This window comes from Vibrio sp. CCUG 15886, from assembly GCF_028570825.1.
Taxonomy (GTDB): Bacteria; Pseudomonadota; Gammaproteobacteria; order Enterobacterales; family Vibrionaceae; genus Vibrio; species Vibrio vulnificus_B.
Map to the genome: position 1 here is coordinate 396,686 of NZ_JAQQBT010000001.1, position 24,338 is coordinate 421,023.

At 45.9% G+C, this 24,338-nt stretch carries 23 protein-coding genes; 15 read left to right on the forward strand and 8 right to left on the reverse strand.

Annotated features, from left to right (window positions below; genetic code table 11):
* Positions 1-85: 85 nt before the first annotated feature.
* From PQQ36_RS01700 to PQQ36_RS01725, 6 genes are all read left to right on the forward strand, one after another.
* On the forward strand, positions 86-1,831 hold the full coding sequence (locus tag PQQ36_RS01700; protein WP_015727896.1) for a bifunctional metallophosphatase/5'-nucleotidase: 1,746 nt from the start codon (positions 86-88) through the stop codon (positions 1,829-1,831).
* 525 nt (positions 1,832-2,356) lie between these two features.
* Positions 2,357-3,379 (forward strand): TerC/Alx family metal homeostasis membrane protein, encoded by a 1,023-nt coding sequence (locus PQQ36_RS01705; protein ID WP_176308210.1) that lies wholly within the window; start codon positions 2,357-2,359, stop codon positions 3,377-3,379.
* Between the two features lie 274 nt (positions 3,380-3,653).
* Positions 3,654-3,845: a hypothetical protein gene (locus PQQ36_RS01710; RefSeq protein ID WP_011081213.1), complete on the forward strand. Its 192-nt coding sequence runs from the start codon at positions 3,654-3,656 to the stop codon at positions 3,843-3,845.
* A 153-nt stretch (positions 3,846-3,998) separates the two neighbouring features.
* On the forward strand, positions 3,999-4,895 hold the full coding sequence (locus tag PQQ36_RS01715) for a DMT family transporter (protein ID WP_040110745.1): 897 nt from the start codon (positions 3,999-4,001) through the stop codon (positions 4,893-4,895).
* A gap of 187 nt (positions 4,896-5,082) precedes the next feature.
* Positions 5,083-6,291, forward strand: a complete 1,209-nt coding sequence (locus PQQ36_RS01720) for an arginase family protein (RefSeq protein ID WP_337249685.1) — start codon at positions 5,083-5,085, stop codon at positions 6,289-6,291.
* Between the two features lie 32 nt (positions 6,292-6,323).
* Positions 6,324-6,689, forward strand: coding sequence for a nuclear transport factor 2 family protein (locus PQQ36_RS01725; RefSeq protein WP_011081216.1), 366 nt, complete (start codon positions 6,324-6,326; stop codon positions 6,687-6,689).
* A gap of 50 nt (positions 6,690-6,739) precedes the next feature.
* On the opposite strand, the gene PQQ36_RS01730 is transcribed toward PQQ36_RS01725, so the two are convergent.
* From PQQ36_RS01730 to PQQ36_RS01740, 3 genes are all read right to left on the reverse strand, one after another.
* Positions 6,740-7,297, reverse strand: a complete 558-nt coding sequence (locus PQQ36_RS01730) for a PhnA domain-containing protein (protein WP_011081217.1) — start codon at positions 7,295-7,297, stop codon at positions 6,740-6,742.
* Positions 7,298-7,513: 216 nt separating this feature from the next.
* Positions 7,514-9,991, reverse strand: coding sequence for a VolA/Pla-1 family phospholipase (locus PQQ36_RS01735; protein WP_225470263.1), 2,478 nt, complete (start codon positions 9,989-9,991; stop codon positions 7,514-7,516).
* A 22-nt stretch (positions 9,992-10,013) separates the two neighbouring features.
* Entirely contained in the window at positions 10,014-11,261 is a 1,248-nt protein-coding gene (locus PQQ36_RS01740; RefSeq protein WP_011081219.1) for a porin, read from the reverse strand.
* Between the two features lie 375 nt (positions 11,262-11,636).
* Between PQQ36_RS01740 and PQQ36_RS01745 the strand changes: the two genes are divergently transcribed.
* On the forward strand, positions 11,637-12,719 hold the full coding sequence (locus tag PQQ36_RS01745; protein WP_011081220.1) for a site-2 protease family protein: 1,083 nt from the start codon (positions 11,637-11,639) through the stop codon (positions 12,717-12,719).
* Positions 12,720-12,790: 71 nt separating this feature from the next.
* Here the strand turns inward: PQQ36_RS01745 and PQQ36_RS01750 are convergent, their stop codons facing one another.
* Positions 12,791-13,582 carry a M48 family metallopeptidase gene (locus PQQ36_RS01750; RefSeq protein ID WP_086016958.1) on the reverse strand — a complete coding sequence of 264 codons (792 nt, stop codon included), beginning with the start codon at positions 13,580-13,582 and terminating at the stop codon, positions 12,791-12,793.
* A 67-nt stretch (positions 13,583-13,649) separates the two neighbouring features.
* Between PQQ36_RS01750 and PQQ36_RS01755 the strand changes: the two genes are divergently transcribed.
* From PQQ36_RS01755 to PQQ36_RS01770, 4 genes are all read left to right on the forward strand, one after another.
* Positions 13,650-14,084: a hotdog fold thioesterase gene (locus tag PQQ36_RS01755; RefSeq protein ID WP_011081222.1), complete on the forward strand. Its 435-nt coding sequence runs from the start codon at positions 13,650-13,652 to the stop codon at positions 14,082-14,084.
* Between the two features lies 1 nt (position 14,085).
* Positions 14,086-14,322, forward strand: a complete 237-nt coding sequence (locus tag PQQ36_RS01760; protein ID WP_065091135.1) for a DUF3389 domain-containing protein — start codon at positions 14,086-14,088, stop codon at positions 14,320-14,322.
* A gap of 73 nt (positions 14,323-14,395) precedes the next feature.
* Positions 14,396-16,087: an SgrR family transcriptional regulator gene (locus PQQ36_RS01765; protein ID WP_011152089.1), complete on the forward strand. Its 1,692-nt coding sequence runs from the start codon at positions 14,396-14,398 to the stop codon at positions 16,085-16,087.
* Positions 16,087-16,338 (forward strand): hypothetical protein, encoded by a 252-nt coding sequence (locus tag PQQ36_RS01770; protein WP_011081225.1) that lies wholly within the window; start codon positions 16,087-16,089, stop codon positions 16,336-16,338. The genes PQQ36_RS01765 and PQQ36_RS01770 overlap by 1 nt, the downstream gene beginning before the upstream one ends.
* 55 nt (positions 16,339-16,393) lie before the next feature.
* On the opposite strand, the gene PQQ36_RS01775 is transcribed toward PQQ36_RS01770, so the two are convergent.
* Positions 16,394-18,028, reverse strand: coding sequence for a glycoside hydrolase family 13 protein (locus PQQ36_RS01775; protein WP_225470264.1), 1,635 nt, complete (start codon positions 18,026-18,028; stop codon positions 16,394-16,396).
* A gap of 217 nt (positions 18,029-18,245) precedes the next feature.
* On the opposite strand from PQQ36_RS01775, the gene PQQ36_RS01780 reads away from it, so the two are divergent.
* Together PQQ36_RS01780 and cutA are read left to right on the forward strand one after the other, a co-directional pair.
* Complete coding sequence (locus tag PQQ36_RS01780) at positions 18,246-19,160, forward strand: LysR family transcriptional regulator (RefSeq protein ID WP_130247174.1); 915 nt, start codon at positions 18,246-18,248, stop codon at positions 19,158-19,160.
* Positions 19,153-19,494 (forward strand): divalent-cation tolerance protein CutA, encoded by a 342-nt coding sequence (gene cutA / locus PQQ36_RS01785; RefSeq protein WP_011152092.1) that lies wholly within the window; start codon positions 19,153-19,155, stop codon positions 19,492-19,494. Before PQQ36_RS01780 ends, cutA begins: the two co-directional genes overlap by 8 nt.
* Here the strand turns inward: cutA and PQQ36_RS01790 are convergent.
* Positions 19,450-20,064 carry a DUF2238 domain-containing protein gene (locus tag PQQ36_RS01790; RefSeq protein ID WP_411106980.1) on the reverse strand — a complete coding sequence of 205 codons (615 nt, stop codon included), beginning with the start codon at positions 20,062-20,064 and terminating at the stop codon, positions 19,450-19,452. The two genes, cutA and PQQ36_RS01790, sit on opposite strands and share 45 nt — an antisense overlap.
* A 282-nt stretch (positions 20,065-20,346) precedes the next feature.
* Between PQQ36_RS01790 and PQQ36_RS01795 the strand changes: the two genes are divergently transcribed.
* Entirely contained in the window at positions 20,347-21,186 is an 840-nt protein-coding gene (locus tag PQQ36_RS01795; RefSeq protein WP_011081230.1) for an isopenicillin N synthase family dioxygenase, read from the forward strand.
* A 159-nt stretch (positions 21,187-21,345) separates the two neighbouring features.
* Positions 21,346-21,960, forward strand: coding sequence for a DNA-J related domain-containing protein (locus PQQ36_RS01800; RefSeq protein WP_011081231.1), 615 nt, complete (start codon positions 21,346-21,348; stop codon positions 21,958-21,960).
* A 48-nt stretch (positions 21,961-22,008) separates the two neighbouring features.
* On the opposite strand, the gene PQQ36_RS01805 is transcribed toward PQQ36_RS01800, so the two are convergent.
* Positions 22,009-22,548: a GNAT family N-acetyltransferase gene (locus PQQ36_RS01805; protein WP_080539169.1), complete on the reverse strand. Its 540-nt coding sequence runs from the start codon at positions 22,546-22,548 to the stop codon at positions 22,009-22,011.
* An 84-nt stretch (positions 22,549-22,632) separates the two neighbouring features.
* Entirely contained in the window at positions 22,633-24,288 is a 1,656-nt protein-coding gene (locus PQQ36_RS01810; protein ID WP_103200322.1) for an ABC-ATPase domain-containing protein, read from the reverse strand.
* Between the last annotated feature and the right edge of the window lie 50 nt (positions 24,289-24,338).

The window sequence follows — 24,338 nt, forward strand, 5'->3', positions numbered from 1 at the left end:
GCTTTACGCGCTCCCGACGATTTCTTTGCATAACAGTTTCATAAAATTCACGATTCTGTCATCATTCTGCTCTAAGTATAAAGGGATGAAGAAAGAGAAGGTGACTATGATAAAAACAAATAAGCCAGTCACGCTGAAACTGGCACACATCAATGACACTCATTCCTACTTTGAGCCAACGTCATTACAACTCAAAATCCAACTCCAAGATGCGCAAATCGAGCCTTACGTCAGTGCTGGTGGTTTCGCTCGCATTGCGACCCGCGCGCAACAAATCAAGCAAGAAGCAGAACGACAAAATAAAGGATTTCTATTTGTCCATGCGGGAGATTGTTTCCAAGGAACGCTCTACTTTTCCCTGTTCAAAGGAAAAGCCAATGCCGATCTGCTCAACTCAATGGGTATTGATGCAATGGCTTTGGGTAACCACGAGTTAGATATGGGCAATGAGCCAGTGGCGCAGTTTGTCCGTCGGATTGATTTCCCATTGTTAGCAGGAAACTGGAATCTCAGCGCGGAGAGTGATGAGAAAACGCTAAAAATCAGTGATGCCGACAATATTCGAAGCTTTGATACAGAAACGCGTGCGGCGACCTATATCATCAAAGAAATCAACGGTGAGCCGGTCGCGCTGTTTGGTTTATCACTGGATAAAATGGCAGACATTGCTAACCCAGATCCTGACACGCCTTTTGAGAATGCGGTTGAAACCGCAACGGCCACTGTGCGCTTGTTGCAATCGCTGGGCATTAATAAAATCATTTTACTCAGTCACTTAGGCTATGAGGGTGACATAGAACTTGCCAGCAAAGTATCGGGTATCGCTTTGATTGTTGGTGGTCATAGCCATAGGTTACAGGGTGACTTTAGTGCAATTGGACTGGGTAAAGATGATGACTATGGTTTAAAAATTAACGATACCTATGTGGTTCAGGCAGGGTTTCATGCGCTCACTATGGGGCATTGTGAAATTGAGTTTGCCGCCGATGGCAGTGTAAAGCGCTTTGTTGGACGCAATGAGTTGTTGATTGGTCGACGCATGTTCTTAGACCCAGGACTGAATCAGCAAAGTGATGAGGATTGGTACAATCAGGCCGCCGATTTTATTGATGGCCAATGTAATGTTGTCGTGTGCAAGAAAGACCCTGATATTCAGCATCTGATGCAGAATAAATACATTCCTCGCGTACGTGAACTGCAGAAGACGATTATCGCGCATACCGATCGCGCACTTCGCCATGTTCGTATTCCCGATGAAGTCGGTCCCAGTGAACTGGCGCCAATGGTCGCGGCGTCGTTTGTTCATGCGTTAAACAAACGTCAACGTCAGGTTCAGTTTGCCATTCATAACGCCGGTGGGGTAAGAAACTCACTAAATTCGGGCGATGTTTCGGTCGCCGATGTGGCTGGCAAATTACTGCCTTTTGCCGTTCCTATTGGTTGTTATGACGTACAGGGGAAGACGATTGCCGCTGCATTAGAAGGGGCAATCAACAACGCGACCAATAATGGAGTAGAAGGAACCGGGTCGGGCAGTTACCCATACACTTACGGATTAAGCTATCGCTATTGTCCGCAAAATCCAGCAGGCCATCGCATCGAAGCGTTGCAAATTTGTCTAGATGGGCGTTGGCAGCCAGTTTCTCCGCTACAGTGGTATCGAGGCTGTTCATCTGCATATACGATGAAAGGAAAAGAGGGCTACGAAGCGATACGCCAAATGAAAGGGGAAGGCTGGGTGAGTAATTTGTCCATGGCAGACTGTTTCATCGAGTATCTCTCGGATTTGCCGAACGTGTTAAATCAACAAGATCGTGCTCGCCACGTCTAGTTCATCAAACTTGGTATAAACTTTGCTCAGCTTCTTTGGCTTAACAGCGGGGGAGCGCTTATGTGGAAAGATTGGATGGATACAGCGGTGGTGGTTGGGTGGATCGCAATTTGGTCAACACTTGTTTATCTCGTGCCGCTAAATGGTGTGTGAGCCGCCTAAGAGAGAATCAAGGAGCGCTTTTGTGCTCCTTTCTTTTGTCAGGATAATGTCAAAATTACCCAAACTTGCGCTTGGCATTAGCCTTGGAAGTTTTGTGGGATTACAATATCGAACGTTTGGGGAGTAGTTAGCGTAAGTTTATTTGTCGTCATCTCGTTAGGCCAAAGCCTTTCCGGCAAATAAAGGTGAGTTATCCTCTCTTTGTTTCTTTGTCATCAACAGAAACAGAGAAAGCATTCCAGTTCACTTCAACGAGACCAACGCATTCATACACAGTACAGAATTAGGAACGATTCTGTGCCGATTTGTCATGTATGCGGAAGGGCTCGGACGATTGGGTTTTCTTCCGCATTGGAGGAAATTATGTCCCTATTCGACACCTCGTCATCTTTAATGTCCAATACTGATCTCATGTATGGCAGTTTTGCGCTGCTCACCATTGCGATGGTTTGCCTCGATATTTGGCAAACGCGTGGTGGTGCCATTTCAATGAAGAAAGCGGTGGGCTGGAGCCTATTCTGGTTTTTGCTCGCGTTTCTGTTTGCGGCCACCATCTTCCATTTCTGGGATTTTTACGCGCCAGACAGCTTGTACACCCACCAAGAAGCAACGACGGCGTTCATTACTGGTTATTTGCTCGAAAAATCGTTGAGTGTGGATAACTTGTTCGTGTTTGCCATCATCTTTGCCCAATACAAAGTCCCCGAATCACTTAGACCTCGCGCTTTGCTCTGGGGGGTGATTGGTGCGTTAGTGTTACGTGCCATAATGATTGCGGTAGGTGCACAGTTGCTGGCTCAATACCATTGGATTCTTTACTTGTTTGCCGCTTTCCTCATCTGGACAGGGATTCAGCTTGCACGAGATAAAGAGGAAGAAGAAGAACTAAGTCCAATGCCAGAAAAGCTGATCAGACGCTTTTTCAACGTCACAAACGATTATCATGGCAACGCGGTATTCACCCGAGAAAACGGTCAGTGGTGGGCAACCCCGATGTTGATTGTAATCGGAGTGATAGCCGTTATGGATGTGATGTTTGCGCTAGACTCCATTCCCGCAATTTTTGCGGTCACTCGTGAGCCGTTTTTGGTGTTAGCTGCCAATGTATTTGCGCTGTTGGGCTTACGTTCACTCTATTTTGTACTGCAAGCCATGATCGATAAGTTCATCTATTTAAAGCCAGCTTTGGCTGTGATTATGATGTTTATTGGGGTCAAAATGCTGCTGGTGGGCACGGCGTATGAAATTCCGACCATCTGGTCGCTCTCATTCTTACTTATTGTGATGACAACGGCCGTTGTTGCCTCTGTTATTGCCAACAAAAAGGACATCGAAATGAATGAGAAAAGCCTGAAAATATCTAATACAAATAATGCGGATTTATAAAGCCACTACCGCCAATGAAAATAAATTATGTAAACGAATTGTGACCTAAGGTCTTGATTGAATGCTTGGAAATGATGAATATGCAGACGGGGTGGTTTGGTTTTGCATAATTATTCATCGTTGCGTATTGTTTACGATTTTAATTTGTTGCGCACTTGTTTCATTAGAAAATATAATCCGAATGTAGAAAAATAGTCATTTTTTGAGCGCAAAAAAAAGCACTAAGATTCAACCATCGAAACGAAGTACGTTGAAAGATTTAAGAGAGGCAATCATGGCACAAGCAATGCAAATGAATTCTGTAGCTTTACCAACCTCTATGGATAAGAAAACCTATTCGGTTAACTTCAAAGGATTGATTGCTCACCTATTGGACATTCTTTTTGTAGACAACTCGACTCAGAGTAACTACTACGCAGATGAGCTACCAGTGCATCTACAAAAAGACATCGGTATGTACCGCTAAGTCTAATCAAAAGTTGAAAGCCGGCATTTATGCCGGCTTTTTGTTTGCAAAAAATAATGGCATTCATGCTTAATGCTAACGCATCCCGCTCTTACTCGAAATTTCTCGCTGTGGTAGAGTGAATATTCCTGTTTCTCCCACATCAGTTTTCCTATGTTATCGAATTTGAAGTCAGCGTTTCCCCTTGGCGTCCGCTACATGATTCTATCGGCTTTGGGCTTCGCTCTAATGTCTGCCAGTGTTAAGTACGTGAGTGTACACGGTATTCCTTTGTTTGAAATTGTCGCGGCCCGTGCTTTGGTTTCACTAATCATCAGCTATCTGGATGTCAAACGAAAAGGGATATCGGTTTGGGGGAACAACAAACGCTGGTTGTTTGCTCGCGGGGCAGTCGGAACGCTCGCTTTGATGTGTGTCTACTATGCCGTAACGGCATTACCTTTGGCGGAAGCGACCATTCTTCAGTACGTACACCCCGTTTTCACTGCGTTACTGGCGGTACTCTTTTTGAAAGAGCGCGTACAGCCTGCGACCCTTGCGTGTATCACGCTTTGCTTATTAGGGGTTTTCACCATGGTTTACCCAAGCTTTGATGCATCGGGTGTCGGTGAGTTACCGATGTTGAGTGTGGGTATTGCGCTATTGGGGGCGTTTGGCAGTTCGATTGCCTACGTGATAGTCAGGAAACTGAGCCGCACAGAAGACAGCTCTGTGATCATTTTCTATTTTCCTTTAGTCGCACTGCCAGTGTCAGCCATGCTCATTGGTGACGACTTTGTCGTGCCCGATATTACTCTGATTTTGATACTGATTTTGGTGGGTATCTTCACTCAAGTTGGCCAGTTTGGTCTTACCAAAGCGATGCAAACTCAAACTGCAGGTAATGCCTCTGCTTATTCTTACGTACAGATCGTTTTTTCGGCTTTGTTAGGCGTTGTACTGTTTAATGAGGTTCCCTCAATTTGGACGTTGTTGGGTGGTTCATTGATTGTAACAGGTGCTTTGATCAACGTATTTGGACCGAAATCCAAGTGGCTAGCGAATCGCTAGTTGCTAGAAGCGAAAAGAAGAATGCGTCATCCAGAACTGCCATATTCTAGTATCGCCTTTTAAACGTGTTGGACTAGGTGGATCTGACTCTCATTGTTCTCCGATAAGAGAATGTTCTTGTCGACTCTTTTAGAGAATGTGCTACTAATTCAGTCTGTTGCAGCATAGTGAAAGAACAGGGTGGAGAATGATTTCATTACAGGGTCACATAATTGTTAATGAAGCCGACCTAGAGAAGGTGATACAGGCACTGCCTCTACACATGGAACTTACACGCAAGGAACCGGGCTGCTTAACGTTTAGTGTAAGCCAAGATCCTGTCAATCCTTGCTTGTTTCACGTCGAGGAAGCATTCACCTGTCAGTTTGCTTTCGATGAGCATCAACGACGCACAGCCATTTCTGCTTGGGCCGAAATTACACGTTCGGCAAAACGTTGTTATCAAGTGTCTTACCAAACTCAAGTTACACCAAGGGCACGTCGCTATGACATCATTGGTGCGCCATTCAATCAGCTTGGTTGTTACGTTACAAGTCAGAACCCTGTCGAGCAATTTCGCCAGTTGGATGAAAAAACAGGGCTAGGCTTATCTCAGTGGATAGCAATTCGCAATAATCGCTGGGATGCGGATATCAACGATTGCGGGGATGTTGCCGCCTCTTCTGATGTGCTCGACATGTTGGCATCCGATAACAAAGAGCAAGCCTTGGCTCTTTATAGCAGTGAGTTACAACAGAGGCTGCTTAAAAGCTATCAGCAGGGGCGAGTGCCGATTACGATTGGCGGCGATCACTCGATTGCGGTCGGCACGGTGCAGGCCACGCTCAATTTCTATCAACACCAACAAGAGAAGCGAGTTGCAGTGATCTGGGTTGATGCGCATGCCGATTGCAACAACCAACTGGCGAGTAATCTTCACGGTAAGCCCATCGCGCTACTGATGAACCAATATCCACATAATGGCTGGCAGATCGAAACATCATCTGCCTTGTCGCCCAGCGATGTTTACTTGATTGGTGTAAGGGATTTAATGCCAGCGGAACAACAATTGATGACCCAATGGCAAATCTCCCATTATTCGATGGATATGATTGAGCATAAGGGTATCCACACCATCGTCGATATGCTGCTCACCCATCTTGATTGCCATTATGACCACATCTACTTGAGTTTTGATTATGATGCGTTGGATGGAGCGCAATTTCGTGCTTGTGCCACACCGAATGTCGGCGGGTTGTCAGCGCGAGAAGCGTTGTATCTGGTGAGAGCTGTAGCGGCCCACCCAAAATTTGTTGGAGCGGACTTTGTTGAATATCTGCCTGAGCTGGATGAATCAGGGGTATCAAAAGAACTGATGATTAAATTGATCGACAGTGTTTGGGGTTTTAGGCAGTAGCGACACAATGATAACGTTGGAAAGGACAACCGATGTACGCAGAGCAAGAACAGCAAACCATTGATATTGTTGAGCGACAACTCGAAGCATACAACCGCCGTGATATTGAGGCCTTTGCAGCCACGTATCACCCAGAGGTTGAAATTGCCCATTTTTCAAAAGGGTTGCTTTATTCGGGTAGGGAGACTTTGATCAAACGTTATGGCGAGAAGTTTGGCGGGTTAACGTATTTACGTGCGACCTCGTTAAAACGTATCGTTCATGAGCAATATTTGGTCGACCATGAGTTGGCGGAATCTTCAGATTTGGCAAGTCGGGAAATAAACCGCAGCATTAAGGTGGTGGCCGCTTATGAAGTGGAAAATGGACTGATTAAACGCGTCACGTTCATGGGATAAAAAATGGGTGTTCATTCGAACACCCAAGATCATTTAGCGTTAGCGAGACATTACTTTTTACGGCAGTATTCCGCGATAACGTACATAGATTGGCCGCCATTCACTTTACCAGAAACCAATTTAGGATCGTCACTTAGGCTAATGCCACGGATAACGGTACCTTGTTTGATAACTTGGTTAGTGCCTTTGATTGGCAGATCTTTGATAACCGTAACATCGTCGCCTTTTTTCAGTTCAGCGCCGTTACAGTCAACGGTTTTGTCGTCCGCAGACATTCCTTTCATAGCCCAAGTCTTGATCTCTTCTTCCATGTACATCATGTCAAGAGCGTCCAAAGCCCAGCTTTCAGAGTTTAGGCGAGTCAATTGGCGCCATGCAGTCACTTGTACCGCAGGAACCTGGCTCCACATGCTGTCATTAAGGCAGCGCCAGTGATTAATGTCTTTTGGCTCATCGATTTCGCTAAGGCACTTGTCACAAACCATGATGGCTGTGTCAACGGTCACGTGACCGTGAGGCGGTACTGCATAAGCAGTAAGCGAAGATTCAGAAGAACACAATTCACATTTAGACTGGCAACGATCCAGCAGAGTTGCTTCGATAGACATAAGAACTCACCTTAGTAGTATTAACTTGAGGCGGTATTATCCACTTTATCCTGAGAATTAAAAGGGTCTTCGCCAATTTAAGTGGGGATTTTACAATATTCCAACCCAAAAAGAAGATTTGGTTTAAGTGAGGAGCAATCAAGTTATATGGCTTCCAATAAAATGCCCAGTATTACAGGTAACACTGGGCATGATTCGAACATTGAAATTTATGATTTACTTGCTGGCATCTAAAAACGCTGCGTCGACTGCTAACAAACCGTCACTGTTGCCTTTGGTGAGCGTAAACTGAACGATTTGAGAACTCATTTCACTGTGAGCCAATGCTTCTTCATCCGTTTCCGGCGCAATCACCGTCGAGTGGGCTGCGTTAGATGACGAATCAAAGTACGACGCAACACGCGAACCAGAAGCATTGGTCGCTGTGTTTACTAATCCTAGTTTCTTAAACAAAGGCTCTGTCCCTGCGGTCGGAATTTTCGACACTTTATTGGGAATGGTTGCATCGCCATTGGATTGAATGCCCAACAAAGAACCGCTCACTTGAGAAGCCATATTGAATGGGTCAACGTTGTCCAACACGGTCTGCGCAGCGTAAGTAAATGAGGTCAATGCACTATCGATTTGACTTTTCGCTTCGGCATCCGCCGCGCTATAGAAGTTGTTGAAACATGTGCCAGGATTGTCTTTGGTCGGACATGTATTCGCGTAGTAATTTAAGTAACTTGGAACTGCCGCCGCAGTGATGCTGTGCTTGATGATGGGTGAAAATGAACCAGACTCAAACAAAAATGGTGCAATACCGCCACCTAGATTGGCTAATGTTGCTGTCTTGTAAGCAAACATCGGATCAATCACTGGATTGACCGAGGTATTAGCAACAGCGTAGCTACTGATGCCAGTAATGCCACCGATAGAATGACCGATCAGGGAAACATCCGACTGATTGACTGTCTGGAAAGCAACTTCTGTTGGATTTACGTAATTGAGTGCATATCTCAGTCCTAAACCGTCGATTGCGCCTTGACGAATGTTGTCTCTTGCCACTGGCAAGTATTCAAGATTCATAAAGACAGTCGGTGTCTGGGGCGTCGTTACGGTCCCATCGGACAAAGCACGTTGACCATGCAATGGCTGATCGATAGCAATTAATGCATAAGGGGTTTTGCCCGTTTGAATCGCGGTACTGATATGGCTTAGTGCCAATGCATAAGTACTTTCTTTTAGGTTGGTGATTCCGTGCTGATATTGCAGTAGAGGTACATTATCTGCGCCAGCACCTTTAGGAACAAACATGATGAAAGGCACTTCTTTGACTGCACGGATCTGCGGCACTGCACTGTATCTCGTCAGAATTCGATCGGCGTCAAGCTGAGTACCATCGGCTAATGTCAGTTTCGCCCCCACAAGCAGCGCTTGGTGCGGTGTGGAGTAGAGCTGAGCTGGGAGATCCGTAAAGCCTAAATCGACTAACTGCTGGCTGATTGCAGCCTTATCTGCGTCTGAACCTGAACTCAAAGTCTTTAGAATCTTAAACACACTTGGCATACCGCTACGCCAAGGAAGCGTCTTCCATTCTTTACCATCAACTTGATCACTCAGGAAGTAGGGCAGTTTGACTGTTCCACGAAACACTTGAATAGAATCCAGCGCCGGATGATTGATCAGCTGTTTGTAACTATTTGCCAATAAGTCGGCTTTGTCTTGCCCAACTGCACTGACAAATATGGGGTCATTGCTCACCGCTACATCAAAATCCGAACCAACGTCTTGAGCATCAATGCTGTAAAGCGAGTTGAGATCGTCAACGGAGAGGTTGTTTGGGTTCGCGGTGCCTTTCCAAACACCAGCCGGCTTAACAGCAGGATTTGCTGAAGCAGCTATCGCTGCTTTTGTTCCCTGCATTACATTACCGGCTGACGCAGTCGTAAACCAAGAAGAGTAAACAATTTCATCTTTATTGGTAACTTGTGCGTTATCTTCGAAGGTTTTTTCAATGTTCCAGATAATTTTTTGCGGTGTCGCCAATAGACCAGACTGAGCCATTGAACTCTTCAAGCTGGCATAGGAGCTGGATGTACCGAGCGGATTGTTGTTACTGTCTTTGATCGACTCTGTCAGTGCATAGATGTAGTTTGACGCAGGATCCAAACCGTTGAGAGGAACAACGTTAATGCTCTTCAGATCGGTTGTGACCGCAAGAAAATCAACACCCGGAGTTAGGGCAGTAAAATTAGTCATAGCGCCAGTCGCAAGATCGACATCAACCTTAGCCACACGAATACCAGCATTTAGGTTTTGGCTAAATGGGGTGCCATTAGGAGTGATGATCAAATCGTTGAGAAGCGTGACACCATCAGCAAGGTTTAGAGGGATGCTAAATGGCATAATGGTACTCCAACCATCCGACTCGCCCATTGCAACTTGAGGGTTATCCAAGCCTTTAGAAGAACCCGCACTAAGTGGGATATTCAAGGTGTGATCATTGGTATCAAACAGCAAGAACGAGGGTAGCGGCACCGCCGCAGATGTTCCTTTCAAGGCGAACTTAATTGACGCATCGCGCCCCAACAACTCCTGAACGCTTGGTTCAAAAGTCACTGAACCTGTCGTGCCTGAGCTTTCTGTGTTGTCACCACAACCCGCAAGTAGGATTGCTGAACATAGTAGCGATAATTTAAAGGTATGTTTCATCGTTATACTCCATCAATCCTAATTACTTAAAGGTGTAGTTCATTTGAATCGCGCTGATGTAAGCCGTGCCTTCTGCTTCGAATTCAAGCACTTCATCTGCTGCGTTGGTTTCTTTGAATGAACCAGAACGGCTCTTAACCAGTGCAAAGCCCGCGTCGATCGTCATGTTGTCGCTCATCAAGTAAGTTAAGCCTGCGCTGTACCAGAAACGGTCGCTGTCAGGAATGCTGAGGGTTGCTTCACCGGCTTGTTCATCAAATGCTAAGCCTGCGCGAAGAGTCCAGCTTTCGTTCATTTGATAGGTTGCACCAAGTGAATAACGATTGTTGTTTTCGTAATGCTCTGGTTTATAGAAGCATTGACCAGCGGTACCATCGTTACACTGTGGAGACGTTGCCTTTAGCTCGGTGAATGTGCTCCATTCGGTTTGTTGCCAACCGGCGTGCATCGCCCATTGTTCGTTAAATTCATGGTATGCCGAGACTTCAATGATGGAAGGTAGGCTGATCTGTAAACGGCCATCGACTTTAGGGGCTGTGGCGATGCCTGAGTCGTAGCTGCTGAATTCACCATCATCGAAATCCAGATCGACTTTGGAACGATAACCCAAACCAAAGCGCGTCTTTTCACTGAGTTCGTATAGTGCGCCAACGTTCCAGCCGTAACCAAAGGTCGTGCCAGTCATACCGATCAAGTTTTCTGATTTATCGGTCGATCCAAACAGAGGTGCGAGAGAACCCTTGTGACGAGTCAACTCTGCGTGCGCATAAACAAAATTCACACCCGCACCCACGCTCAACGCTTCGTTAACGCGATAGGCGATATTGGGGTTGATCCCCACTGAAACTAACGCCGTATCACCAGCCATGTCGCCAGCTGAAATGTCGTCTGGGTAGTCAGTCGCCACACCGTAGTTGGTAAACATACCAATACCCCATGCCCACTTCTCATTAATAGGGCTGATGTAATAGGCTGCTGGAACAAGTTGCAAAGGCGCAACGTCATCAGATTGTTCGCCATTCGTTTTGTCGTAAACATTGACCTCTGGATCTACGATAGACAGGGCACCAGAAAACTGTGCGTTTTCAAATAGTGTCATCGCAGCTGGGTTTCTCGCCAATACCGAAGCGTTGTCAGCAACAGCCCCTTCACCGGAAAACGCTCGACCAAGACCAGACGCTGAATGTTCCGCAACTTGAAAACCAGCGGCATTAGCATGGCAGGCAAACAATATCGATATCGTCAGCAGAGAGCAGTTCTTCTTGTTCATCCTTGACCCTCCTAGGGTGTGTGATTGTGGACAGATGTCCTTGTAATTGTTGTTTGTTATGCAACTCGACTTATTGAGTTGAGTATTAATTCTATTATGTAACATGGATGTTAATTTAATGTAAGCGAAAGTGTCAAAGTTAGTGTGCTTTTTAAACAGTAAATTTGATGCATAGATCAAGTCTGTATCTCTAAGGCGATGTATTATGGAGATATTTTTTCAATGAATGGTTTGACCAGAAACATTTTGATTATTTTATGGGGAAATAGCGTGCTATCTGTTCAAATTGTGCGCTGTTCAGAAGAAGGGCGCTTTTAACCCCCTTTGTGCACAGGCATAATGGGGCCTTTGTCTATTTGGATAGCCGAGTAAACGTTGGAATTATTAAATATCGAATTTCTTGGGCGCTCGTTGAGACTTGAAGGCTCAATGGCAGGTTGGCAGCAGCTTTTTTGGGACAACACTCTGGTTTCTCAGCGTGATGCTACGCACGGACAACAAGGGGAGTTTGTTCATGAGTTTCAACTTATGGCGGGCGAAGAGACGCTAAACTGCCAGCTCAAAGGTCAATTGACGTGGCAGCCATTCCAATTGGACTACCAATGTGGTGTCAATGATCAGCTTGTGATACAGGGGAGTCGAAACGAAAAAGACATCGAGCAGCAAGTCCCTGTGCAACCACGCCAAGAAGAGCGCCGTTTTAGTCTTATTGGCTTGATTTCTCTGGGCATGAAAGCACTTAAAAGTGCCAAGATCATCAAAGTTGCCCTTGCTTCAATGAGTTTGGCAGCCTATTCATGGCTGTTTTCATTCCAGTTTGCGCTGGCGTTGATTGCTTGTTTGGTGATTCACGAATATGGCCATGTTCGTGCAATGAAATACTTTGGCATGCAAACCAAAGGGTTTTACCTAATTCCGTTTTTTGGCGGTATGGCGCTCAGCGACGATAAGATCAATACCCGTTGGCAGGATGTGGTAATTTCCATTATGGGGCCGTTCTTTGGTCTGATCCTCAGCGTAATTCTGGTGGTGACCTATTGGCTGACGGGCGAGGCTTTTTTCGCAGCGCTAGCGGTGTTTAACGCCTTATTAAACTTGTTTAACTTACTGCCCATTCTCCCATTAGATGGTGGGCATATTCTCAAAAGCATCACGTTTTCGATGAACAGTTGGGTGGGGCTCGTCGGCGGGGTACTCACCGCGGCTGCGGGTGTGTATCTTTCCTATGCATTAGGTTTAACGCTGTTTGGTTTTCTGCTCATTATGGGGATGTTAGAGATTGTGATGGAATGGCGTGGCCGACATCATAGCCATCTTCTTCCTCTGACGCGTTATGGCCAGTGCTTTGCATTTGCTTGGTATCTTATGTCTGTGGCGGGTTTTGTCGCGATCATCTGGTATTTTGCGGCAACCGGTGATGATTTGATGCGTTTACCGCTATTGATCCTTGGCTCCTAGCTAATCCGTTGCTTATAGAAAAAGTGTCGTATTTCCAATAAGAAAGAGCTCCTTTACGGAGCTCTTTACGTTTAAGCTTTGCAGCTCGGAGATTTACCTTGGTAAACGGGCAATTTACTGGCTTTGTCCTGCAAATCTTTGATACGCGTACTGTGAGATGGGTGGGTTGAAAGTAGCTCAGGTGGTTGGTTTCCGCCTGAGGCTTTCGCCATGTTTTTCCACAGTTCCACACTCTGTTTTGGGTCGAATCCTGCTTTTGCCATGTATTCTAGGCCGACAATATCGGCTTCGGATTCTTGGGTTCGGCCGTAAGGTAAAATTACCCCATATTGCACGCCCACACCCAACGCTGCCATGGTAATTTGTTGATATTGCTTATACTCAGACGCACCTATGGCAACGTTGGCCAACTGTAATCCGGCATTGGCAAGCTGGCTTTGAGAGAGACGTTCATTGCTGTGTTCTGCGAGCACGTGCGCCACTTCATGGCCAATGACCGTCGCCAATTGGTCTTGGTTAACCGCGACATTCAGCAAGCCAGTATAAACGCCAATTTTTCCCCCTGGCAGGGCAAAAGCGTTCACTTGGTCACTATCAAATACCACCACTTCCCACTCTTTGAAACCGGGTTGAGGGGGAATGGTGTCGGTAATCGCTTTGGCAACACACTGCACATATTGATTGGTCGCTTTGTTTTGACTAATCGGAATCTCTTTTTTCATCTGCTCAAAAGAGTTCGCACCAAGTGTGGACATCTCACTATCTGAAAACATCAGCAGTTGATTACGCCCAGTAGGGGAAGAAGTGCAAGCAGTAAGCCCAGCAACGACGATGAGTGCAGAAGCTTTCAACCACGATGACATAACAATCTCCATATCGATAATTTTGGGTATATACTAGCGCCAATTGTAACGAAAATCTGGCAAAAGAATGAGCATTTGGAAAAAACCGATCGATTTAGCGACCCTAAACGCAACCTCAAAAAATACGCTTATTGAACACTTACAAATCGAATACACCGGGTTTACCGAAAACTCTCTGACTGCAACCATGCCGGTTTGCAGTTTTACTCATCAACCACTCGGGATGTTACATGGTGGCGCATCGGTGGTGCTTGCTGAAACACTCGGCTCTTTAGCGGCCAATTTTTGCGTGGCTGCCGGTTCTTATTGTGTTGGGCTTGATATTAATGCCAACCATATTCGCCCGATGCGCAGTGGTTATGTGATTGGTACGGCGACGCCAATCCATCTCGGTGTATCAACGCAAGTGTGGCAAATCACGATTACAGATGAACGTGAGAGATTGGTTTGCACCAGCCGTTTGACCATAGCGGTTAAACAGCACAAAGAGCGTGGTGTTTAATATGGTGATCGAATTTAGCCACGGTAAAATCATCGTCACGCCACATGAAGTCGTTGTGAGGCTGCAAGGTGGTCACAGTGTCACTTTAAGCGCTCAGGTCGATGCTGTTCAACTGATTGGTCGTGGCGCCAATGTTTTGGTGGCGAACGGTGCGGAGTGTAAATGGTCAATCAAGTTAGATTCTGCATCTCAACTCATTGAAATTTCGCAGCAATTAGGCATTGCAATCGATGCGTGAAAATCGTTTGCACTGTTAAGCAAAAATAAGGAAACTTAGGGCTACCGAATTCAACGACGAAATTTCCCATTTTATGAGTAGCCCGCGTCTAAGAGTCCAATTTGAAACGCTTTTCCAACACTTCGACGGTAAAAACAGCGATGTTCAGCTTGAAGACATCACTGAAATTCTGTTCTGCACCCGTCGCAACGCTCGCATCGTTCTAAACAAACTTGAAGAAGAAGGCTGGATTGAGTGGCATCCCGCGGCAGGGCGAGGCAAGCTCTCCCAGCTTATTTTTAAGCGTAGCAAAGCAGACGTGAGTGAAAATCTTGCCAAGCGCTATTTAGAAGAAGGGAAAATTGGCCAAGCGCTAGAAGTATTAGACAGCGACGCGGCAAAACTCACACAGGTGATCCAAGGCTATCTTGGTTTGCAGCACCGAGAAGGGGAACAGGTGGTTCGTCTACCTTATTACCGACCACTCTCCATGCTCAATCCGCATTTACAGATGCGTAGAACGGAAATTCACATTGCACGGCAAATCTTTAGTGGCTTAACCAAGCTCGATGATAACGACGTTTTGCAACCCGATCTGGCACATACATGGGAAATGCGCAGTGCCAAACACTGGCGTTTTTACCTGCGACCGGGTGTTCGCTTTCACAATGGTGAGCTGCTAACCACCGATATGGTGATCGAAAGCTTACTAGAGCTGCGCAGACTCAACCTTTTTTCTCATCTTCAATCTGTGACCACACCCAGTCCGTGGGTGGTGGATATTCACCTGTTTAAAGACGATTTTCATCTGCCTTTGGCGCTGAGTGAGTCTCAAGCCAAGATATTGTTGCCTGAAAGGCTGCGCAGTGAGGATTACCACATTCGCCCAGTCGGAACGGGCCCCTATATGGTTCAATCGAACGACGATAAAAGGCTAATTCTTCGCGCATTTGACGGCTATTTTGGCTTTCGTCCGCTACTGGACCAAGTGGAAGTGTGGGTGATTGACGAAGCGTACTCTTCGATGGTCTACCCAAGCTTAAGCAAACCCATCATGGACGCTTCCTCGTTATCAGATGAAGTGGAACTCGACCCCGGTTGCACTTTTCTATTGCTCAATAAGCGTAGTGGTGTAGCAAAAGATCCCCGTTGGGCGGAGTTTTTAGCTTCCGTTCTGAACGGCTATCAGCTGTTTAGCTACGTCCCGCAAGAGAAAGTGATCGAACTCGGATTGCTGCAAGCGTTTGGTATCAAACCCGGCTGGATCGATCTTTACCCGAAACCCAATATAGAGCCGCCGACAGAGCTAGAACGAATTTCAGTGGCGTATCAAGCTCAGCATCCGATGTTTCCTGTGATCGCGAAAACCATTAAGACCATCCTTAAGCGCTATCACATCGATGTAGATTTCGTGAAATACGATGCGTCTTTGCAAGAACCTGAGTGTGTGGATGTTTGGATCAAAGCCATGGGTATTGCGACGAATCGCGATGACGCACTGGCGGGTTGGTTATTGGATTACAGCAACATTGAGTCGATGAGCACAGATGGTGACTTTGCACGCTGGAGTCAACTCGTAGACCTGTGGCGGGAAGGAGGCTGCGAAGAGTTTCCCGCACGTGAAATCGGTCGACAGTTAGTGCGTAGTTGCCAAGTTATCCCGATGTTCCATTGTTGGCTAGGGGTTAATAAAGATCACAGTGGTGCACTGCAAAACGCGAAGTGCAATGCGCTAGGCTGGTTTGACTTCAGCCAAGTGTGGGTGAAACCGGAATTAGATAACTGATGGCCAAGCCAAACAAAAAAGCCCCCGAACGAACGGTTGAGATTATTTGCAGTAAATGTCGCGCCTTACTGTTTAAATATCGAAAAGGAGGAAAGGGTGCTTTAGTGAAATGTTTTAAAGAGCGTATCATCGACAATTACTGTGAAAAAGCATGCCATTGCCCCAACTGTGATAGTGAGTTTGCGCGTGATAGCCTCATCAGAGGCACACCCGCTTATAAAATTATTGGTGGGAAAGCCAAGCTGAAATAGAGTAAAAATAAGGGAAACCACGTGGTTTCCCTTTTTGATTTGATTGAATATCACTTTATCTAAGTTTAAATGCGTAGCACTGATACGGCTTTAGTGACAATGTCACTCCGAGCATGCACAACGAATCGTAGTTATAAATCAGGCAGTTAACTTCTTTGTTTTGCAAGTTCTCAGGCAACGCTATTGAAATATCTTGATCGCTAAAGTTGTTGATGACCAGCAGTTGCTCATCTTGATGTGAGCGGACATAAGCAAACACACTATCGTGCTCTGCAAACAGTGGGGTGAAATCGCCATAGACGATCGCTGGGTGCTCTTTGCGCAGTTCAATCAGCTTTTGGTAGTGATAGAAAATGGAATCTGAATCTGCCAAGGCTTGTTCCACGTTGATCTCTGGATAGTTCGGATTCACTTCAATCCAAGGTTTCGCCTGACTAAAGCCACCATTCTGAGATGCGGACCACTGCATTGGGGTGCGAGCATTGTCACGGCTGTTCTCATGTATCGCGTCCATCATATGTTGATGTGACACCCCTGATTCTGTTTTCACTTTGTAGAAGTTTAGCGTTTCAATGTCTTTGTATTGATCTAACGACTCAAACGCGACATTGGTCATACCGATCTCTTCACCTTGGTAGATGTAAGGCGTGCCTTTGAGGAAATGCAACGCCGTTGCCAGCATTTTCGCTGACTCAACACGATAACGTTTGTCATCACCATATTTCGAGACCACACGAGGTAAATCATGGTTGTTCCAAAACAAGGAATTCCAACCTTGGTTCGATAACTCGGTTTGCCACTTGGTCAGTACGTGTTTGAATTGTTTGAGATCAAGAGGAATAGGGTTCCATTTGTCACCGTGTTGCCAAGTGAGCGTGATGTGCTCAAATTGGAACACCATGGAGAGTTCATGACGCTCAGGATCGCTATACAATTTTGCAATTTCTGGGGTTGCTCCCCATGTTTCGCCAACGGTCAGCAGATCTTTGTCGCCAAATGTCGCTCTGTTCATTTCCTGCAATAGTGGATGCAGCCTTGGGCCATTACCAGTAATACCTTTGTCGATCTCTTTGCCAATCAAGTCGATAACGTCGAGCCTAAATCCACCGATGCCTTGGTCAATCCACCAGTTCATCATCTTGTGTACTTCCTGCTGGACTTTAGGATTCTCCCAATTGAGATCCGGCTGTCGCTTAGAAAATAGATGGAAGTAATACTGTTGTGTTGCTTCATCCCATTGCCAAGCACTGCCTCCAAAAATCGAACCTTGGTCATCGGGCACACTGCCATCTGGTTTTGCCTCACGCCAAATATAGTAGTCACGATAAGGGTTGTCTCTCGATTTACGCGCTTCTACAAACCAAGGGTGTTCATCTGAGGTATGGTTGACAACAAGATCCATTACGATGCGGATATCACGTGCTTTTGCTTGAGCAAGTAAGTTTTGCATATCGGCCATGGTGCCAAATTCCGCAGCGATATCTTGATAATCAGAAATGTCGTAGCCGTTGTCGTCCATAGGCGACTTATACACGGGCGAGAGCCAAAGCACGTTTACGCCAAGTGTTTTCAGGTAATCGAGTTTGCTGATGATGCCATTTAAATCACCGATGCCGTCGTTGTTTGAGTCGCAAAAACTACGCGGGTAGATTTGATAGACCACCGCATCGTGCCACCATTTGTTTTCCATTCGCTAAAACCTCTTTAAGCTTTTTGTTAGTGTCAATGTAGTCTTTCTGAGTTCACAATAAAAATAGATTACACTTGGTTTGATATAGGTTTTTTTTATATCATCAGCAACGCATGCCGTGCTAAGTTCAATTGAGGATAAATTAGCCAGCAGAAATGTGATCTTCACCGTTTAACGCCGTGCGCTCCGATGATGTGTGCTGTGCGAGAGATGAACCATGAACAAAAACTACCGTTATTTCTTAACCGTCGCTCATGAACTGAATATCAAACAAGCGGCGGAAAAACTGCATATTAGCCAACCAACGCTGACCGCCGCCATCAAAAAGCTCGAGAGTGATATTGGTGTCTCTCTATTTCATCGCCGATCCAAAGGTGTCGAGTTGACGGAATATGGCCGGATGTTTAAATCTTATGCCCAAGAGCAGCAAGAAAAACACGCTCAGTTGATGCACCGTTTTACCGATATGCAGCAGCGTCATTTTGGTAAGCTAAAAGTTGGTACGGGTGAGGCTTGGTGGGAGCTATTTGTCAAAGAAAGCGTAGAAACCTATCAAGAGCGTATTCCCAATACCTCGCTACACCTCGAATTTGGTAACAACTTGTCGCTTATGCATCATCTGGTTCAAGGGGAGTTGGACCTTTTTGTTGGCCATGAAGTTCAAGGCCTTCATGATCGTTGTAAGGTACATTTCATCCCATTATTTCAAGACAACGAGGCTTACTTTGTGCGTCGTGACCACCCGTTACTGAAAATTCGCTCGAAAGAGAATGAAAAGCGCCTCGAACAGCAGAAAGGCTATCCGCTGCTGCGTGTCACGCCCGATCATGCCCGTCACCGTTCAGTGCTTGCTGACCACATGACATCACCCTTTGAACTTTCAGCATCCAGGCTAGAAGACAGAGCAATCTATGATGTTGACTCATTGTTCGCAAGTTTAGACCTATTAAAGTGCAGCGATGCGATCATGCCCTATAGTGATCGTATGTGCGAATGGATGGCCGCAAAGGAAATCGAAACGTTGGTGATCAATCGCCAGCAACTCGGTAATGTCGGAATCTATACCGCAAAAGGCGAACTTGATGAAAAAACAACGCAATTTATCCAGTTATTGAGAGAGCATTATGAGTGATTCAAACCATGACTTTTGTGTGGTGTTGACCACCACCAATGATGATGAGAACAAACATGCGATCATTAAGGCGCTATTGAGCAAACAACTTGCTGCGTGTATTCAAGAAATACCGATGACTAGCCATTATGTTTGGCAAGAAGAGGTTTGCCACGACAGTGAAACGCTGCTGGTGATAAAAAGCAAAAAATCGCTTTATACGCTGGTGGAAGAATCGATACGTGAGTTGCACAACTACGAAGTGCCGCAAATTGTACAACTCGACATCGCCGCGGGCTTTCAGCCCTATTTAAGCTGGATCGCGGCCAACACCTTGGAGACGCAAAAGCATTAACGAGGTAAGTGCACCGAGGGTGTCACACAGCATGTCTTTCTGTGCGTCCCAGATATCACCTTGAGAGCCGAGAAAAGCGATGCCTTCGTCACCACCGGCGAGGGCAGCATACCACCATTCAATAATTTCATAGGCAGCGGCTAAGCTCATAATCGCGAACAGGGCAAACAAAGAAGCAAAAGTGAACGACTGTTTATGCTGTTTCACCAAGTATTCTGCAATGGGATAAGCGTAAAGGCCGATAGTAAAGTGGGCCAAGCGATCATAGTTGTTTCTTTCTGAGCCAATCATTTGGTTGAACCAATCAAATGGCACTTCGGCGAAAGTGTATTTTGCCCCGATGGTGTGTAGACAAAGCCATACAAACATCAGTAAGTAAGCGGTGCGACTGAAGGTAAAGCGTCGACTGAGCCAAATGATCGTCGCAAGAATGGCAACGGCTGGAATGATTTCGGCAATCCACACTGCGTGAGAGGTCGGCGATACCGCAGAGAAAACGAAGATGACAGCATAGCCGAGCGTCAAGAGCAGCAAAGGATTTTGTTTTGTCATTAAGTTTTCCTTCTTCATCGTGATTCTATTCCCTTAGTTTTCGCGTAAATCGCGTCAAATGATGACAGCTTATTGAACATTGTTCAATTAATTTGTGTGACGCACCATTCACCCTGATGGTTTGGGCGATGTAATTAGAGAGAGTAAGCGGGTATATCGATTACGAAATGTGTTGATAGCTTGCGCGTTGGCACAACATTTAACCGTTTGCGGAAATACATTTCATTAAAGTTTGATTTACATTTGCTTGTACCACTAGAATCCGGACTCTAATTCAAAAAACAAAAAGAAAGTGAAGTCATGAAACTGGAAACTGTCGATTATCTTGCTGATGATGCAGCAGAACAATTTGTCACATCGCTGCGCGAAACTGGGTTTGGCGTCCTGAAAAATCACCCAATTCCGAAAGAGTTGGTGGAATCGATTTATAAGAACTGGTACGAGTTTTTCTCAACGGAGCAAAAGCACGATTTCCATTTTAATGTTGAAACACAAGATGGTTACTTCCCACCGTCGGTTTCTGAAGTGGCGAAAGGGCATAGCGTTAAAGACATCAAGGAATACTTCCACGTCTATCCTTGGGGTCAAATGCCAGAGCAGCTCAAAGCAGAAATCATGGAATACTATGAGCGCGCAAATGCCTTTGCTTCCGAACTGCTAGGCTGGGTTGAAGCCCACGCACCAAAAGAGGTTCAGGAAAAGTTTTCTGTTGCTTTGTCTGAGATGATCAATGGTAGTGACAAAACCTTATTGCGTGTATTGCACTATCCACCAATGACGGGTGATGAAGAGCCGGGCGCTATTCGCGCGGCTGCGCATGAAGACATCAACTTGTTGACCGTATTACCAGCGGCAAATGAGCCTGGCCTTCAAGTGAAAGCGAAAGATGGCAGCTGGATTGATGTGCCGTGTGACTTTGGCAACTTGATTATTAACATCGGCGACATGCTACAAGAGGCGTCAGGTGGTTACTTTCCGTCAACAACACACCGTGTAATCAACCCTACGGGTGAACGTCAAACACAGTCGCGCATTTCACTGCCATTGTTCCTTCATCCTAAACCTGACGTAGTTCTTTCTGAGCGCTACACCGCGCATAGCTATTTGATGGAGCGTTTAAGAGAGCTTGGTGTGATTTAAGCCTTATTTCACATCACAGACTTTGAGAGACAGCCAATGTGCTGTCTCTTTTTTTCAACACTGCTTCACGAACTGACAGTCAAAATGAAATCTTGCTCGACAAATTGGCTATCCTGACTTTGAATAAAAGGAGCAAGCAAATTCAGATAGGCGAATAGGATGCAGCAAACGAATTTGGCGGCCACTTTCCAAACCTACATGGAAAACCCGTTGTTATGGCCGATTTTAGAAGTATTACGTCAGCAGCCAAGTGGCTGGAAGGTACACACTCTCGCTTCACATTTAGGTGAGCTGGGATTGATTCACCAACTTGATCCTTCTCCCGACAAAGATCTTTTTAAGCGCAACTTTTTGATCATGAATGCGCTTTATCAGTTACAAGAAACGCTTTACCCAGACCATTGGCTCCAAGTCGAGGCGATGAACATCGTTTTGATGTCGAGTCACGCCTGCGCTGGCCATACCATAGACGTCGATGATCCTTTAAGAGAATACTACGTCCAGTGGCAAAATTACGAAGCGAATGAAGGGGAAGTTAAACGTCTTTTGAACGAGTTCTGGACGCGTTATCGTCGTTTTGTTGGGCACCATGAAGGAGAACCCATCGACAGAGAAAAAGCGTTGCAGTTATTTGAACTCGATCCACACGCAACGGCCGTTGATATTCGTAAGCGTTGGAGAAGGCTCGCGCTGCGTTGGCATCCAGACCGTGACAACGGCAATGCAGAGCGATTTCGCGTGCTGTGCGAAGCGTGGAACGTTTTACGCCACTGACACCCAATAGCCACTCGGAGCCAATAACGTCTATTGGTTATCTTTGAGTTATTTGGGTGACCACTGCGATTTTCGAACTGCCAACACCACCGTGTTCCACCAAGTCTCTTTAAAGAAGCGGTTTTCTATGAATTCCGCTTCCTGTGTCATACCAAGTTGACGGCATAACTTAATTGCTGGGCGATTTTTCGCAATGGTTTCGGCGTAAACCCGATGGACATTCAGTTGGTTAAAAGCGAAATCGAGTAGGGCAGACATCGCTTCTACCGCTAAACCACTGTGATGAAAAGTGCGTTTTAAACCGCAACCACTTGAGGCTTGTTGATCATTTTCCAGTCTCAGTCCTGCAATACCCATGTACTCGCCAGTAAAGCGATCTGTGACAGCAAGGTGGTAGGCCTGCCGAGGAGATTGCTGTGCTTGCTCATAGAATAAGTTCACTAAGAATGCACATTTCTCTGCTGAGCAATCTTCATCGGAATAAAAACGTTGGTATTTTGGGTCTTGGCACTGTTGAAAATACGCTTCAACATCGTGAGGCGTGAAATCACGCAGAATCAATCGTTCGGTTGTAATGGTAAATGTCACAGATGGCCCATCTCACTGATAGTTAAGAATAACTAAAGAAAAAGCGCAGTATAAACTGCGCTTTTTATGGACACACGTTATCCGTTAATGGTTGTTACGAAACTGTGACTTTCGCATGCGATTTAAAGCTGCCATCACATCAATTGGACGTGGTTTGGCGAGATCACCATGCTGAGGCATATTCTGGAACCAAGCATCGCCCAATAATTCGTTGATCTGTTTAGCGGGGTTTGAGTTCCATCCAGCGTGTTGGGCAAGCTGATACCAAACCCAACCAATCGCATTGACTTCATCACTTGACTCTAACTGCTCAAGCGCGGAGAGGTCTGTAAACTCTTTACCAAAGCGAAGGCTGTCTTTACCTTTCGCCGACACACGGAACTTTCCATCCGTTAGAATGTTCATCAACGCAGAGCAATGGAGTGCACGAGGAGGGAATGTCACCAAAGGTGCCTCAGATTCGTTGTGACGTTGAGTAGGGTGCAACTGAATCACCTCTTTCGCTTTCTCGGTCACATCTAATGCCTGATAGTCATGCATCTGGATAACGTTGTCGGCAACATCCAGATAATCGCCTGACCCGCCCATCACGATGATGGTGGAGATCTCCAATTCATCGCGCAATTGACCGATACGATCCACCAGCGGTGTGATTGGCTCGTCACCCTTTGCCACAAGCGCTTGCATGCGCTCGTCGCGAATCATGAAGTTTGTGGCTGATGTATCTTCATCAATCAATAGCGTTGAAGCGCCCGCTTCGACAGATTCTTGTAACCACGCTGCCTGAGAGGTGGAACCTGATGCATCTTGCGTGGTGAAGTCTGCAGTATCTTTGCCCATTGGCAAATGATTAATGTAGTTGGAAAGATTCAAATGATGAACGCAGCGGCCTTCCTCAGCGCGAATTTTCATTGCTGAACCATCGGTGACAATGTATTCACGGCCATCACCAGGAATGTGATTGTAGATCGAACGTTCAATGGCATTTAGCAGGGTAGATTTGCCATGAAAACCACCACCGACAATCAAAGTAATCCCTTTCGGAATCCCTAAGCCAGTGACATAGCCGCGATTTGGTGCATGTAACGTGACTTGCAGTGATTCTGGTGCGGTGAATTCTACGGCGTCTTTCATTGGTAGATCGCAGTTACCAGCCACTCGAGGCAAGATACTTCCATTGGCAACAAATGAAACAAGGCCATTGACCTCAAGCTGTTCGCGTAATGCCTCTTGGTCTTCCACAACCTGACAGTGCGTCAATAGTGCCTCTTTATCAAGTTCACGTTCGATGGTGGAACGACGGATAAACTTCGGTAAGTGGAAGGTAATGATATTAATCGCTTTCTTTGCCAGAATGTCACGGCCTTCAGCGGGCAGGTTGACTCGAAAACGCAGTTCAATCCCTTCTTCCGTAAATAATACGGAAGTGCTGTCTAAAACGGTTTGTCCATGCAAAGAAATGGCGATGGCGTTTTCTTGCTTGGCGAATTCGGCGAAGCTACGTGCAATGAAATCTCTTGCGCCAAGTTGGAACGCTGCAGACTCCTCTTTTAACCAAGAAAGCCCAGTTAAGGACCAAGCACGAAAAGCGCGGAAGCGTGAAGCAGAAGCGTAAGGGTCAGATTGGATATGATCAATAAACAGATCAAAATCGGTAAAATTGTACTGCCCTTTGATTTGCTGGTATGCACGATAATTTTGCTTTTCAAGCTTTTTGAGTTTTGCAATCAACTGGTCCATAACAAACAGCCTTTTAGAAACAGAAAAGCGGCGATTATAGAAATCGCCGA

What these genes read in the sequence shown, in the direction of transcription:
- PQQ36_RS01700 (WP_015727896.1), top strand. Translation starts at nt 86, where the DNA reads ATGAAGAAAGAGAAGGTGACTATGATAAAAACAAATAAGCCAGTCACG.
- PQQ36_RS01705 (WP_176308210.1), top strand. Translation starts at nt 2,357, where the DNA reads ATGTCCCTATTCGACACCTCGTCATCTTTAATGTCCAATACTGATCTC.
- PQQ36_RS01710 (WP_011081213.1), top strand. Translation starts at nt 3,654, where the DNA reads ATGGCACAAGCAATGCAAATGAATTCTGTAGCTTTACCAACCTCTATG.
- PQQ36_RS01715 (WP_040110745.1), top strand. Translation starts at nt 3,999, where the DNA reads ATGTTATCGAATTTGAAGTCAGCGTTTCCCCTTGGCGTCCGCTACATG.
- PQQ36_RS01720 (WP_337249685.1), top strand. Translation starts at nt 5,083, where the DNA reads ATGATTTCATTACAGGGTCACATAATTGTTAATGAAGCCGACCTAGAG.
- PQQ36_RS01725 (WP_011081216.1), top strand. Translation starts at nt 6,324, where the DNA reads ATGTACGCAGAGCAAGAACAGCAAACCATTGATATTGTTGAGCGACAA.
- PQQ36_RS01730 (WP_011081217.1), bottom strand. Translation starts at nt 7,297, where the DNA reads ATGTCTATCGAAGCAACTCTGCTGGATCGTTGCCAGTCTAAATGTGAA.
- PQQ36_RS01735 (WP_225470263.1), bottom strand. Translation starts at nt 9,991, where the DNA reads ATGAAACATACCTTTAAATTATCGCTACTATGTTCAGCAATCCTACTT.
- PQQ36_RS01740 (WP_011081219.1), bottom strand. Translation starts at nt 11,261, where the DNA reads ATGAACAAGAAGAACTGCTCTCTGCTGACGATATCGATATTGTTTGCC.
- PQQ36_RS01750 (WP_086016958.1), bottom strand. Translation starts at nt 13,582, where the DNA reads ATGTCATCGTGGTTGAAAGCTTCTGCACTCATCGTCGTTGCTGGGCTT.
- PQQ36_RS01755 (WP_011081222.1), top strand. Translation starts at nt 13,650, where the DNA reads ATGAGCATTTGGAAAAAACCGATCGATTTAGCGACCCTAAACGCAACC.
- PQQ36_RS01760 (WP_065091135.1), top strand. Translation starts at nt 14,086, where the DNA reads ATGGTGATCGAATTTAGCCACGGTAAAATCATCGTCACGCCACATGAA.
- PQQ36_RS01765 (WP_011152089.1), top strand. Translation starts at nt 14,396, where the DNA reads ATGAGTAGCCCGCGTCTAAGAGTCCAATTTGAAACGCTTTTCCAACAC.
- PQQ36_RS01770 (WP_011081225.1), top strand. Translation starts at nt 16,087, where the DNA reads ATGGCCAAGCCAAACAAAAAAGCCCCCGAACGAACGGTTGAGATTATT.
- PQQ36_RS01775 (WP_225470264.1), bottom strand. Translation starts at nt 18,028, where the DNA reads ATGGAAAACAAATGGTGGCACGATGCGGTGGTCTATCAAATCTACCCG.
- PQQ36_RS01780 (WP_130247174.1), top strand. Translation starts at nt 18,246, where the DNA reads ATGAACAAAAACTACCGTTATTTCTTAACCGTCGCTCATGAACTGAAT.
- cutA (WP_011152092.1), top strand. Translation starts at nt 19,153, where the DNA reads ATGAGTGATTCAAACCATGACTTTTGTGTGGTGTTGACCACCACCAAT.
- PQQ36_RS01790 (WP_411106980.1), bottom strand. Translation starts at nt 20,064, where the DNA reads ATGAAGAAGGAAAACTTAATGACAAAACAAAATCCTTTGCTGCTCTTG.
- PQQ36_RS01795 (WP_011081230.1), top strand. Translation starts at nt 20,347, where the DNA reads ATGAAACTGGAAACTGTCGATTATCTTGCTGATGATGCAGCAGAACAA.
- PQQ36_RS01800 (WP_011081231.1), top strand. Translation starts at nt 21,346, where the DNA reads ATGCAGCAAACGAATTTGGCGGCCACTTTCCAAACCTACATGGAAAAC.
- PQQ36_RS01810 (WP_103200322.1), bottom strand. Translation starts at nt 24,288, where the DNA reads ATGGACCAGTTGATTGCAAAACTCAAAAAGCTTGAAAAGCAAAATTAT.